15 protein-coding genes are annotated in these 11870 nt (G+C 47.1%); 4 read left to right on the top strand and 11 right to left on the bottom strand.

What is annotated here, in order from left to right:
• Nucleotides 1-76 precede the first annotated feature (76 nt).
• Both AUC31_RS02350 and AUC31_RS02345 read right to left on the bottom strand, forming a co-directional pair.
• Entirely contained in the window at nt 77-817 is a 741-nt protein-coding gene (locus AUC31_RS02350) for an SDR family NAD(P)-dependent oxidoreductase (RefSeq protein WP_058381556.1), read from the bottom strand.
• A gap of 80 nt (nt 818-897) precedes the next feature.
• Nucleotides 898-1437 carry a DUF1697 domain-containing protein gene (locus AUC31_RS02345; protein WP_058381557.1) on the bottom strand — a complete coding sequence of 180 codons (540 nt, stop codon included), beginning with the start codon at nt 1435-1437 and terminating at the stop codon, nt 898-900.
• Nucleotides 1438-1578: 141 nt separating this feature from the next.
• On the opposite strand from AUC31_RS02345, the gene AUC31_RS02340 reads away from it, so the two are divergent.
• A complete protein-coding gene (locus AUC31_RS02340; protein ID WP_058381558.1) occupies nt 1579-2454 on the top strand; it encodes a sulfurtransferase in 876 nt (291 codons plus the stop codon).
• Between the two features lie 81 nt (nt 2455-2535).
• On the opposite strand, the gene AUC31_RS02335 is transcribed toward AUC31_RS02340, so the two are convergent.
• From AUC31_RS02335 to AUC31_RS02315, 5 genes are all read right to left on the bottom strand, one after another.
• Nucleotides 2536-3768 carry an AI-2E family transporter gene (locus tag AUC31_RS02335; protein WP_058381559.1) on the bottom strand — a complete coding sequence of 411 codons (1233 nt, stop codon included), beginning with the start codon at nt 3766-3768 and terminating at the stop codon, nt 2536-2538.
• Nucleotides 3769-3961: 193 nt separating this feature from the next.
• Entirely contained in the window at nt 3962-4648 is a 687-nt protein-coding gene (locus AUC31_RS02330) for a FusB/FusC family EF-G-binding protein (protein ID WP_174519992.1), read from the bottom strand.
• Nucleotides 4649-4864: 216 nt separating this feature from the next.
• Nucleotides 4865-5131, bottom strand: coding sequence for a hypothetical protein (locus tag AUC31_RS02325; protein ID WP_058381560.1), 267 nt, complete (start codon nt 5129-5131; stop codon nt 4865-4867).
• Nucleotides 5132-5261: 130 nt separating this feature from the next.
• Nucleotides 5262-5771, bottom strand: a complete 510-nt coding sequence (locus AUC31_RS02320) for a pyridoxamine 5'-phosphate oxidase family protein (protein WP_058381561.1) — start codon at nt 5769-5771, stop codon at nt 5262-5264.
• 139 nt (nt 5772-5910) lie between these two features.
• Nucleotides 5911-6936, bottom strand: coding sequence for an SDR family oxidoreductase (locus tag AUC31_RS02315; RefSeq protein ID WP_058381562.1), 1026 nt, complete (start codon nt 6934-6936; stop codon nt 5911-5913).
• Nucleotides 6937-7318: 382 nt separating this feature from the next.
• On the opposite strand from AUC31_RS02315, the gene AUC31_RS02310 reads away from it, so the two are divergent.
• Nucleotides 7319-7789, top strand: coding sequence for an SRPBCC family protein (locus AUC31_RS02310; protein ID WP_058381563.1), 471 nt, complete (start codon nt 7319-7321; stop codon nt 7787-7789).
• Between the two features lie 125 nt (nt 7790-7914).
• Here AUC31_RS02310 and AUC31_RS02305 read toward each other — a convergent pair whose 3' ends face one another.
• From AUC31_RS02305 to AUC31_RS02290, 4 genes are all read right to left on the bottom strand, one after another.
• The gene (locus tag AUC31_RS02305) at nt 7915-8553 is read right to left on the bottom strand and encodes a class D sortase (protein ID WP_058381564.1); all 639 of its coding nucleotides are present in this window, start codon (nt 8551-8553) and stop codon (nt 7915-7917) included.
• A gap of 137 nt (nt 8554-8690) precedes the next feature.
• On the bottom strand, nt 8691-9131 hold the full coding sequence (locus AUC31_RS02300; RefSeq protein ID WP_058381565.1) for an excalibur calcium-binding domain-containing protein: 441 nt from the start codon (nt 9129-9131) through the stop codon (nt 8691-8693).
• 199 nt (nt 9132-9330) lie between these two features.
• Nucleotides 9331-9786 carry an SH2 domain-containing protein gene (locus AUC31_RS02295; protein WP_157073446.1) on the bottom strand — a complete coding sequence of 152 codons (456 nt, stop codon included), beginning with the start codon at nt 9784-9786 and terminating at the stop codon, nt 9331-9333.
• A 39-nt stretch (nt 9787-9825) separates the two neighbouring features.
• Entirely contained in the window at nt 9826-10638 is an 813-nt protein-coding gene (locus AUC31_RS02290) for a hypothetical protein (protein WP_058381567.1), read from the bottom strand.
• 260 nt (nt 10639-10898) lie between these two features.
• Between AUC31_RS02290 and AUC31_RS02285 the strand changes: the two genes are divergently transcribed.
• The gene (locus tag AUC31_RS02285) at nt 10899-11384 is read left to right on the top strand and encodes a DUF2975 domain-containing protein (RefSeq protein ID WP_237150695.1); all 486 of its coding nucleotides are present in this window, start codon (nt 10899-10901) and stop codon (nt 11382-11384) included.
• A gap of 87 nt (nt 11385-11471) precedes the next feature.
• Complete coding sequence (locus tag AUC31_RS02280) at nt 11472-11837, top strand: PH domain-containing protein (protein ID WP_058381569.1); 366 nt, start codon at nt 11472-11474, stop codon at nt 11835-11837.
• Nucleotides 11838-11870: the final 33 nt, after the last annotated feature.

The following is an 11870-nucleotide window of genomic DNA, read 5'->3' as shown; positions in this document are numbered from 1 at the left end:
AAATCAAAAAACACCAGTGTCTTGGACGAGCCATCCAAAGCACGGGTGCTATTACATACTGCTATTTCATTTCAGTTTATTGCGCGGTATAGCCTCCATCGACCAGGATGGTGGTGCCGGTGGTGAAATCATTTTCACTGAGGAAAATGATCGCGTGGGCGATTTCATCCGCGTTTCCGAGGCGACCGATTGGATGCTTGCTGACCAGCTGCCCGTAGAATTCTTCGCCGAGCGCTTCACGGCTGACCATGCCGGATTCGACATAACCCGGAGCGACAGCGTTGACGCGGATGCCATGCGGTGCATATTGGAGCGCCAAGGATTTTGTCATGAGGTTGACCGCGCCTTTTGATGCGTTATAGGCAAACGCTGCTCCTTCGCCGACACTTCCAAGAATTGAGGAAGTGTTGATGATGGCGCCGCCACCATTGTTCATCATATGGCGAATTGCGTGCTTTGCGCCAAAGAAGATGCTGTCCTGATTGACCGCGATGACTTTATGGTAATCCTCATAGCTCAGCTCGTGCGTCTCCGTCAACGCGCCGATGCCGGCGTTGCTTACGAGCAGGTCGATTGTGCCGAATTGTTCGATCGCGAAATCGATTATCTCCTTCACCGAATCCTCGCTTGCCACATCCACTTTAATGAACAGGATGTCGCCGTCGTTCTTCAAGCTCTCTGCCGCCTGTTTGCCGCCTTCTTCATTGAAGTCGGCAATGACCACTTTTGCACCTTTCGCCAAATATGCTTTTGCTGCCGCCAATCCGATTCCGGAAGCTCCGCCTGTCACCACTGCCACTTTGCCTGCCAATTCCATCCTATCGCCTCCACTTCCATATTTTGTATCACTCTCATATTATCAGAATTATCCATCAACAATAAAGCTATTTTGTTTTTTCACTCCAGTTCCTTCATTAGCTTATAAATCTTCCGGACAGTGTTGACGTTGCGGACGGTGACCAGCTTATACAGCTTGGTCCCGACGATTTTCGCCATTCCACTTTTCGTTACATCCCCTCGGTCGACCGACCACAGAATTGCCCCGGGCACGTATTGCACGCGATCGATGCCTGGCTTCAAAGTCAATTGCTCCAGCACGCCTTCATCATCGGCTTGCTCCCATAAAAACAGCACATCGCTTTTTAATCGTTCGTCGTTAGCCCATTCTGGCGGGACCGCTTGTGCAATGCGGCTGTATTCGTCGAATGAATAAACGAGCACCTTAATGCGCAGCCCGAAACGTTCAAAAATCGCCTCTTCCAAAACAAGCGTTACTTGCTCTTTATTACGGGCGTCTTCGAAGACGATATTCCCTGAGTTGATATACGTTTTGACCGACGACATGCCTGCTTGTTCGAACACTTCTTTCAGTTCTTTCATGCTGATTTTATTGTTGCCGCCGACATTGATTCCGCGAAGCAGCGCTGCATAAATCATGGACATTTCCCCTTTTGGTCAATAGCGGACCAACAAATGGAGCTGGTCGTCATGCTATCCGTTTTTTAGAAACCTAATTTTTGACGGAGTTCTCATACAAGGCTTACAGTAAAGACAATTACACAAAGGAGGAGTTCTTAGATGAATGATGTTCCATTAATTGTGACAACCGATTGGCTAGCCGAGCATTTGGATGATCCGGATTTACGGATTGTGGATGCCACGGTCTTCATGAAATTCCCGGAAGCCGGCGGTCCGCCGGATGTCGAATCCGGCAAAGAGTACTTTGCACACGGCCATATCCCGGGTGCGGTGTATGCTGATTTGCTCGGGGAATTGACCGATAGCGAATCGGATTTGCCGTTCACGGTTCCGCCGCGCGACGCTTTTATCGACAAAATGACCGAGCTCGGCATCGGCGACGGCATACGCACCGTCGTCTATGATCAAAACGCACTCGTCGGCGAATCGGTTGCCGCTTCGTACTGGGCTTCGCGCCTCGCATGGCAATTGCGTTATGAAGGATTCGACCAAATCGCCATTTTGGAAGGCGGTTTGCAGAAATGGCAAGCGGAAGGCCGCGACCTATCAACAGACCAAGCGTCCTATCCAAAAGCCAACTTCTCGGGTCAGCGGCGCAGCGAGATGCTCGCCACGAAAGAAGACGTCCGACAAGCCATCGATGACGAACAAACCATTCTCATCGACAGCCTGTCGCCAGAAGAATACGAAGGCAGCCACATCCCAAGCAGCCAAAACGTCTTTTTCGGCGTTCATGCAGACGAACAGTCAAAAGCATTGTACGATGATGAAAAACTGCGTGCTGCTTTTGAACAGACCGGCGCACTCGATCCTGGCAAAAAAGTCATCACGTATTGCGGCGGCGGCATTGCGGCAACGTGGAACGCCTTGATGTTGAATAAACTCGGACAGCCGAATGTTGCCGTATACGACGGCTCCATGAACGAATGGACAAGCGACCCGTCTTGCCCGGTCGTCAAAAGCGAAACTCGCTAATACAGGAAAACTCCCCGCTAACTTCGTTGGCTGGGAGTTTTTTCTGCCCGCACGAATTGACGACTTTGCCACAAGCCATGCCTAAGTCAGTTTCTTCTTGCGTTTCAGCAGCTTCTTCTTTTTCTTTTCGGAAACTAAAGGCTTCGGTGCCGGATTGTAATCATCGGCATACATGCCTGTATAGGATTGGTACCATGTGAACAAGTGAACCAAGATCACTTTGAGCACCGCATAAGCTGGAATGCCCAGTATCACTCCCGGCAGCCCGAACAAACTACCAGCTGTCAAAAGAACCGCGATGATCGTGACCGGATGGATATTCAAGCTACTTCCGAGAACGAGCGGTTGCACCACACGCCCTTCTAGCGTTTGTTCAATCGTAAAGACAGCCAGTACTTTTAACAACATCAACGGAGAATGCAACACGATGGCGATGACGACGATCGGGATGACGGCGATAAACGTTCCCAAAAACGGAATCAGGTTTAACGCGCCTGCCAGTATGCCGAGCGTCAATGCGTATTCGAGGCCGATGATGCTCAAGCCAATCCAGAACATCAAACCGACAAAGAATGCGACGAGCAGCTGGCCGCGAATGTATTGGCTGATCTGCATATTCATTTCTCGCAGCAAGCGGTAAGTTTGCTCGCGCATACGCGACGGCACAAATTTCATGATGTGATACGGCAGATGATGGCCGTCTTTCAGCAAATAGAACAAGACGAAGGGCGTCGTGATCAACGCCAGGACCGTCGTCGAGACGATGCCGAAGACATTGCCGATGCCGCTGACAGTCGTCCCCACCACTTCATCGGCTTGCTCCGTAATCGACGTCGATAAATCGCCCTCCCCTCCAGTCAATTGCGTCTGAAGCCTCGACAGCAAATCATTCTGGAAGAACGCGTCGACTTGTGCGATGAAACGGTCCACATACTCACGCCAATTATCCAACAGGCTGATGGTCTGCTCACGGATAACCGGGATCAAAGTGGCAATGCCCCAGACAATCAGGCCAATGATTGCAATGAGAACGATGGAAATCGCCCCGATGCGATGGATTTTCTTGGACTCCATCCAGTCGATCAACGGATTGAGCAGATAATACAGGACTCCTGCCATGATGAGCGGCAAGCCCATGACGCCGAACAAGGCCACAAGCGGCTCGAAAATGAAGCTGATTCTCGGCACCAATAGAATATTCAATTGAATCAATAACAAAATGATCAGTACTGATACCGCTTTATTGTTCAGCACCCATTTCATGAACCAGGAAGCGGCAAGGCTGAACGCTGTTTTATTCTGTTCCGGTCCCATCGAACCCACCCTCTCCAACAACACAATTGGTTTTGGCTTATACCAGACACGGTGCGCCGGCAGCAGTGGCAGAGTTCGTGATTACAGATAAAGTACCCCCATCCCTGCCATTTCACACCGCTCCGCTCGTTGAGAATCAGAACTTTTTTAAGACAAAAGCTCCCCAGCATTTGCTGGAGAGCTTTTGGGTCATTTATTTTTGCAGCCGTCCGACGAATTCATTCAGACGCTCCATGGTATCGATGTGTTCATTGCAGGTTTCGCTGTTTTGGCAAATATAATTACCGCGCTTGATGAACTGACCCTGGGTGGATCCTTTCGTTTTCGCGATGAACATGCCGACCTCACTGTGGCGGTTGCAGATCGAGCAGATGCCTTGTTTCGAACTGCGCGTAAAGCTGCCATAGATTCCCTGCAACTGTCCGTCTTGTTCCGTTACCAAGTACATCACATTCGAGCTTTCAATCCACCCCAGATAGGATATGCGCTTAAAGTCCAGTGACTCAAGCTCCGGGCCTTTCAACTTTTTCGCTTTCGGAAACAGCTTCTTCAATCCAGCAGGCGACACTTGTTTAAACGGCACAAGGTAAGCTTCCAATTGCTCCAAATAAGCATCGGCTTGCGCTTGATCTGCTATGGCCGTCAATGGCGAAAGCAGCGATGACTGTTCTTCAGTAACTGATGGAAACAAGCCGGAAACCTTTTCCTGCGCCAAATGCCGCAGCACATCCACCACTTCGCGGTCATTGCTCGCTGCCTTGCCGTTGACCAGGATTTTTGTTTGGTTTTTGATGAAATTAAACTGGTCATTGCGGATAAATGCTTCCACTCGAGTACCAGCGATGTTGTTCTCAGCACGGTTCTGTTCTGTTTGCGTCATTGTAAGACACTCCTTATAAAGTAGATTCTCTTATCTAATAAGGAAGCCGTGTGCTGAAATGACGCGTGATGGGCGATTCAATTCTTGCTTGCCCCACACAAAGGATCGCCATTCCATACAGGCTTTGCGTGAGTCGTTCCTGACGCTGACAATTGATTACGGATTGTCATCTGATATCACCCCTTTCGCTGCAATTTTTTCTTATCTCAAATTAAGCTATTGAATTGCCTGCGCCTTGCTGGAATAAGCCAATTGATGATCGATGAACACTTTGCACTCGATCGTAAAAAAACCGCCGACAGTGGCTTTCAAGTCTTTGATGCCTTCTGTGGTTTTCAGTTTGCCGTTCAACTCCCCGCTGAAGCTGAGCCCCAGATTTTCATCCTGCAATTGGCCGTCCACGAATAACTTTTCGCCTTCAAACCACCGATTCTCAATGACGATATGTCGGCCTTCATGTGTGAATTCGAAGCTTTTCTTCATTTAAGCCCTCCTTGGGAGATTTAATTCATCTTCCACTATCATCCATTTCTTCTTTAAGTTTATCATAATAGTCCGTCCATAAAAAACAGCATCCCATTAGAAGCGGATACTGTTTAATCTGTGATTTCAATTATTTATTCGGCTTGTTGAAATCGACGGTGTCGTTCAGTTCACCGTCATTATCATCTACGGAATCTTTGCTCGTCAGTTTCTGCGCAAACTTCTTCACGGTTTTCAGCGTATTGCCCGACTCCCAATATTCCGCAGTTTCCGGCGTTACTTTAATCAGTACCACATTCGGGTCATCGTAGCTGGTCTCCAGCATTTTATCGAAGATCGGATTCCAATATTTCTTCTTGCGCTCCAGGTCTTCCATAAATTCAGCCGTCCCGCTGACGGAGACGTAAGATTTTCCTGCATACGCCAAATTGACTGTTGGGTTCGATGCAATCTCATCGTATTTATCCGTTTCTTTCAAGGTAACGAACCATAAATCGCCATCGAACTCGGTCTCCTGCGTTTGCATCGGCCGCGATACGGGCTTGCCGTCGACGACTGTCGTCATCATCGCGACTTTAATATCCTTGATAAGATCTTTGACCGTTTCCACTGCTTCTTCATGTGTATGCTGTTGTGCCATCTTCTTTCTCCTCCATTCAACTAGTAACCTGCGATTCATTAAGTACAGTCTCTTAGTTTCCCGCAATGAATTGTCGTTAAACTTTGGAAGAAATCCCTGAAAAAGTATGCGCTATATCCAGTCTTAAACATGCCGGGATTTACGTATTCGCCTTTCTTGCTTTCCATTTTCCCAGCACCGCTTGTTCCTTATCGTCATCAAGCCCTGCTATACGCTCCAAAGCTTCATGCCTGATTTCCCATTCACGTGTAGCGCGGATGGTTTTGGAGAGCGGGCGGAACGTGAGCCCTGTCTCAAGCGCTTTATCGATATCAAGCGACAGGAAGCCTTCCATCTGCTCGCTATCCGGTATCCATAAAGGCAGCTCCATCCAATAGCCGACCTCATTTTCAAGGAGGAACGCTTCATCCACCCACACAAATTCCGCATCGCTCTTCAATGCTCTTTTGCATTCACCGAGAAGTGCTTCCATCGTCAAGGCCGATTCGGGCCCCGCCGCATTGAAGATGCCGTTGTTCTGTTGTTCGACCATGCGGATGATCCATTCCGCCAAATCTCGGACGTCGATAAATTGGATGCGTTTATCTTTACGGCCGGGCGCTAGCACTTTACCGCCCTTCGCCACGCGATTGACCCAATAGCTGAATCGGCCCGTGAAATCATATGGCCCGACAATCAGCCCCGGGCGTACGATGAGGCTGCGCTCGGGAAATTGCCGCTCCACTTCCTGTTCGCATAAGAATTTCAGTTCGCCGTAGTATTCATTAGCGGGCGGATTGGTCATCCCTTTCGTCATCTCTTCCGCATCCGACAGAGACATCTGGCCGACGGGATGATGCTCGTCGATTCCTGGGCTTTCCAATTCATCGTAAACAGAAGCGCTGGAGATAAAGGTGTAATGCCCAGCGCGATCTGCGAGAAGCTTCGCCGATTCACGGACCACACGCGGCACAAACCCGCATGTATCGATGACCGCGTCCCACTCGCCTTCTTCAAGTTCAGACAAATCGCCTCCACGGTCGCCGGTCAATTTCTCTACTTCTGGAAAAAGTTCCGGGTTTTCTTTTCCACGGTTAAATAATGTCACTTCATGCCCCCGCTTTAACGCCGACTCCGTGAGAAAGCGCCCTAAAAACCGGGTGCCGCCGAGAATCAGTATTTTCATTGCGATTCCTCCTGTCATGTTTTTCATTGCCGGTATGTGCAGAATCTATTTCTTCGAGCATATTCGCTAAGGAACTTTTAAAGTCCTTCCTGCCCGCAGTTGATATTAGTTAGCACAAATTTATTTAATTTGAATATTCTAATAACTAATTGCAATTTAGCTTTATTTCCTATATAATAGCAGTGCTTAATTTATCGAAAAACGAAGCCATTCTATTTCCTGTCCTGTTGCATTCACTTCATCCAGTTTGGAGAATTGGCGGTTGTTTAGCATCAGTTGTGATCGGCAAAAAGAGTTCCAGCATCGTTTTAACACCTATGAGGCGAAGAACGATTCGAACCTCATTTCCCGTACCCGGAGCACGAACGAGGAGGAGCATGGTATGTGGAATATCAAAAAAAGTATCTATATTGACCGGTCGATTGATGAAGTTTACCATTACGCAATCAACCCGAGCGATTGGTTCCAATGGTACGTCGGCCTTTCGGAACCCGAAAACCTGGTTGGCCAAGGAGAGACCGGCACGACCATGGACATGAAATACACGATGCTCGGAATGCATTTGCCGATTGAAGTTGAAGTCGTGGAAACGGCAAAAGATGGCAATGGATACTCATGGAGAGGCACTGTCAAAGGAGCGATCACGTCCGATCAATTCTGGACCTATATCCCGGAAGGAAAGGGCGTCGAAATCTCTTTGGACATGAATTATGAACTGCCTGGTAAATTGGTGGGCAAGGTCGCCAATAAACTCATCATCCAAAAATTGATGAACAATTCCATGGAGCAAACCTTGAACAATTTAAAAGCCGTCTGCGAAACGTCCGACACCTACAGCATGAATGCGGACTGAAACCCCGTTCGCCGATCCGCCAACTGATCTTGGCATTCGCCAATTTAAAACAGCTGCCCATTGGGATGGACAGCTGTTTTTTTTCGTGGCTGCAACATTGACGCGTATCCGCAGCGTTTCAATTATTAGTTCTTAATTTTTCGTTCAGCGACCAACTCGGCCTGGACGATATACCGATCCGGAGCATAGCCGATAAAGTCGAAAGGATAGCAAGTCGTCAAAGTGAGAGTAGATTCCTCTTTTTCGACTATGACTGTTCGATCGTCTTCGTGCGTAATCCACGTATCCGTGACCTCGTAGATAAAAATTTCATCGTCATATTGCACATGAAGCAAATCGGCCTTTTCAAGTTCGCCTAATCTAGTAAAGACCGTATCCCGATGGCCGCTTAGAACGGTATGTCCATAACCGCCGGGCACCGTCGTTAAATCACTGACGAACATGCCGACGCCTTGAGTCAAGGTTGAAGGGTCCGTTCCCCAATAGATAGAATATTTTTGTTCAATCTTGGGGATGAGCAGTGTAGCGATATTCGCACCCGCCTCTTCTTGAATATCGCTTGTGAACACGGGAGTCGGCTCTTCAATGGAAGGCGGTGTAAAGATCATTTCTTTTTCCAGTGTCTGAGCTACTTCCGCCACTTCGTCCGCTTCTTTCTCAGTGAAGTCCTGCGCTGCTGTATGGCCGGTATTCCATTCCAAGAAATTCACTATGACCATACTTAAACCAATAAACAGGAGCACCAAGCCCAACCAACGCTTCATTTAGCATCACCTCGCAATAAAGAGGCTGCCCCAAAAGGTCATGATCATGACTTTCAAGGGCAGTCCTTTTTTAGATTCGGATAAAGCGGCGGATATCCAATCCCGCTGCTCTTTTGTATGAGTGCTTATCAGACAGCCTATTGCTGCTCGGCTGTTTGGTTCTTTCTACGGAATAAGAGCAATGATCCTGCCCCGGCAATTCCAGCGCCGAACAGCATCATAAGAGGACCGTTCGAAGCAGTATCCGGCAAAGCTGCACCTTCCTCTTCCTCTTCCTCTTCTACAGCTTCTTCCTGATCACCAGAAGCTTCGTCATCAGATCCGGCAGCTTCTTGGCTTGCTACATAATCATCGTATTCTGATTGGCTGACTTCACAAGCGAGTCCGTCATTATCACGGTCGAGGTCGTGCGGGTCGTTTTCTGCACTATACCCGTTTGTGTACCAAAATTCCATGACTTCTTCGTGGCTTGAGAAATCATCACAGTTCTTGTCGTCGTGTTCATCGGCGGCTACGTTTAAAGAAGCCCCCATCACTAAAAGTGAACCCATAAAAATTCCAGCAATTCCTTTTTTCATATTATTCTCCTTTCATTTCCTTTATTTTCTTGCTACAACAAATAATAGTCTGAATTAACAAATAACTCAACATCATTTTCGATATTTTTGTCATAATCCTCATAAAGACATCAAAAGTCCTGTCTCTCATTGATCACTTCCAAATTTTTCATTTACACAGTCAAAAAGCCCTCCAAGCAATCCGGAAGGCTTTCACTCTTTACTGTTTTTTTAAAATCAACTTGAAATCGTGCTCCCACTGAACACCGTCCGCTGATTGTTCCCAGCAACTTTCGATAAGGTTTTCTGCTTCATTCACTATGCCACTGAACCGCTGATGAAAATCGAGCGGCGAGAAATCGGGCTCGTTCCGCCACAACTTCCAAATCCCTTCTTCAAAACTCATCTCGTATAACCGCGTCACGCCGCGCGAATCAAAATAATGCTGCACGTATTGCCCTTTCGCATCGTCCCAATCATAGATGATCATGCTGCTCGGAAATTCAGGCTTGTCGATTTTTGTGCGTTGAATAACGTAGCGCTCGTCCAGCCATTCGAAACTTGCCTCTCCGGTAATCGGCGTTGGTTGAATATGCGGGTGTACCACTTCGATTGCCCAAGTCCCTATAAAGAAATCCAAGCGGTTCATCATTTCTGTTCGTGTCGATCGAGTCATTGTACAAACACCTCCCTCATCGCAATGTCTTCATATAATTTATTGCTTGATTCGCGTAAAGAAAATAAACCCGATGACTGCCAGCAAACGAACTTTGTCTTTGTCTGCCGTATCATCCGCCAATTCGACAATATCGTTATGCGTATCCCTGAAGAGATGCGTATATTCATGTGGAAATATGCCATTATAAAAGTAAGCCAAGCGCCGTCCTTGTTGGTCATTCCAACTGAAACTGCCGGAGAATCCGGATGCTTTAATGGACAGCAGCTCTTCTTCCTTTTCGTCATACAATACCCCTTTGATATTGAACAGCGCTTTTAATTCTTCTTGTATGTACGTACCGATTTTTTCCTGTTCCTTATTGAAAATCTCAACTTCCGACTGCTTCAGCCATCCCGTTTTTCGGAAGGTTATTTCGCTTGTGCCGTCGTTGCTTGCCAGTTTATAAGTCATTGGTAACAAGCTAATTAGCGAAGAAGCAAAAATCAAGAACGGATACATCCACCAGGGAATTTTCGCGATTTCGACGCTTCCGACATACTGACCGCTTTTTTCGAATAATAATAGCCTCGGAATAAGTGCGGCATCTTTCTTGATGACGATGTCTTTCAGGTCTAAGAGTTGCTTTTCGGATCGCGGAATTTCAATGTCCTTCACTTTTTTATAATGCGTCCGGCTGATCAATACAACCGCTACGCTCAAGCCAATCGGGAACAAAAGAGGCAGCAGTTCAATCCATTCCGTAGACGTTTCTGGCGTTGTGACAAAGAAAAACACAAGCGCCACAACCAACGTTCCGCCCAAAAATAAATAAGCGAGTCTTTCACGTTTTTTATACATTTCTGCAAGCATGGTGTTCCTCCTCCGTTGCATAGAGGATGATTCTTAAAATTGAATACCCCTCAAAAGCTTCTTGTCTGGCCATTTTAACATACTATAATTTTCCATTCAGCACGTATAGAAATCAAGCTCCTGTAAAAACTGAATGTCTATCTAAAAATTGGCTATTGATACTATAGATTAAATTTTATATCGAATTTCAATATTTATTTATTGATAATCGATAAATATTCTGCTAAATTCAATATACAAACATGAACGGAGGGGTTCCATTGAGAGCTAAATATGCCGCGACGTTGTTTTTGAAAGGGGTTCTGCTGCTGATGACTGTTGGGATGATTGCTTTGTATGTATTCGGCTTGCCTGAAATGGCTGCAACAGAAGCAGCTCAGGATCCGGAGACGGCGTATCTTCAATACCCCTTTTTAATAGTGGCTTATATCTTCTTTTCTCCCATCCTCATCGCTTTCTACCAAACCTTCAAGCTGCTGGGGTACATCGGCCGCGACCAAGCCTTTTCGGACTCGGTGCTTAAAGCTTTGACTGTCATCAAGTATTGCGCCCTTGCGATCATCTTCTTCATTGTGCTCGGCGAGCTCGCTGCAATCTTGTTCATCGATGATGACATTACACACATCATCACGCTCGGAGTCATTGGCACACTCGCTTCTGCTGCCGTGGCAGTTTTTGCCGATTTGCTGCGAAGCTTGCTGAAAGATGCAATTGCAATGAAGTCGAGCAACGATTTAATTGTATGACTATCATTCGAATAGCCTGTTCATTTTTATAGCCCGCTTTTCCGACATATGCCATACTGATATCAACAATACTTAGGGGGAATTCAAATGGCAGAATTGAATGCAATGATGGGCTGGACCTTCCTGCAGGAAATTGATGTACCAGACTCGGTCAAAGACTTGCTGGTAGACGGCGAAGTCGCCAAGGTCGCTTATAAAACGGTGCGTGATACCGCTGTCGTGACAAACAAGCGCATCATCATTTCCGACAAGCAAGGCTTGACCGGCAAAAAAGTCGAAGTCTACACTATCCCGTTCGCTTCGATCAATATGTACTCGACTGAAAACGCCGGTACTTTCGATGCCAACGCCGAAATCCAACTTTGGACAAGAGCCGGAAACTTCAAACTGAACTTGAATAAGAAAGTCGATATCCGCAAACTGGATAAGATTATTGCGGAAGCGATTCTGTAACTTTCAACTGAGCTATACCTAGACGTCTCACCG

The organism is Planococcus rifietoensis (assembly GCF_001465795.2).
Lineage (GTDB): Bacteria > Bacillota > Bacilli > Bacillales_A > Planococcaceae > Planococcus > Planococcus rifietoensis.
This window is presented reverse-complemented; position numbering and strand designations above follow the sequence as displayed.

Excerpts from the sequence above, each read along its gene's own strand:
- AUC31_RS02350 (WP_058381556.1), bottom strand. The coding sequence starts at position 817 with ATGGAATTGGCAGGCAAAGTGGCAGTGGTGACAGGCGGAGCTTCCGGA.
- AUC31_RS02345 (WP_058381557.1), bottom strand. The coding sequence starts at position 1,437 with ATGATTTATGCAGCGCTGCTTCGCGGAATCAATGTCGGCGGCAACAAT.
- AUC31_RS02340 (WP_058381558.1), top strand. The coding sequence starts at position 1,579 with ATGAATGATGTTCCATTAATTGTGACAACCGATTGGCTAGCCGAGCAT.
- AUC31_RS02335 (WP_058381559.1), bottom strand. The coding sequence starts at position 3,768 with ATGGGACCGGAACAGAATAAAACAGCGTTCAGCCTTGCCGCTTCCTGG.
- AUC31_RS02330 (WP_174519992.1), bottom strand. The coding sequence starts at position 4,648 with ATGACGCAAACAGAACAGAACCGTGCTGAGAACAACATCGCTGGTACT.
- AUC31_RS02325 (WP_058381560.1), bottom strand. The coding sequence starts at position 5,131 with ATGAAGAAAAGCTTCGAATTCACACATGAAGGCCGACATATCGTCATT.
- AUC31_RS02320 (WP_058381561.1), bottom strand. The coding sequence starts at position 5,771 with ATGGCACAACAGCATACACATGAAGAAGCAGTGGAAACGGTCAAAGAT.
- AUC31_RS02315 (WP_058381562.1), bottom strand. The coding sequence starts at position 6,936 with ATGAAAATACTGATTCTCGGCGGCACCCGGTTTTTAGGGCGCTTTCTC.
- AUC31_RS02310 (WP_058381563.1), top strand. The coding sequence starts at position 7,319 with ATGTGGAATATCAAAAAAAGTATCTATATTGACCGGTCGATTGATGAA.
- AUC31_RS02305 (WP_058381564.1), bottom strand. The coding sequence starts at position 8,553 with ATGAAGCGTTGGTTGGGCTTGGTGCTCCTGTTTATTGGTTTAAGTATG.
- AUC31_RS02300 (WP_058381565.1), bottom strand. The coding sequence starts at position 9,131 with ATGAAAAAAGGAATTGCTGGAATTTTTATGGGTTCACTTTTAGTGATG.
- AUC31_RS02295 (WP_157073446.1), bottom strand. The coding sequence starts at position 9,786 with ATGACTCGATCGACACGAACAGAAATGATGAACCGCTTGGATTTCTTT.
- AUC31_RS02290 (WP_058381567.1), bottom strand. The coding sequence starts at position 10,638 with ATGCTTGCAGAAATGTATAAAAAACGTGAAAGACTCGCTTATTTATTT.
- AUC31_RS02280 (WP_058381569.1), top strand. The coding sequence starts at position 11,472 with ATGGCAGAATTGAATGCAATGATGGGCTGGACCTTCCTGCAGGAAATT.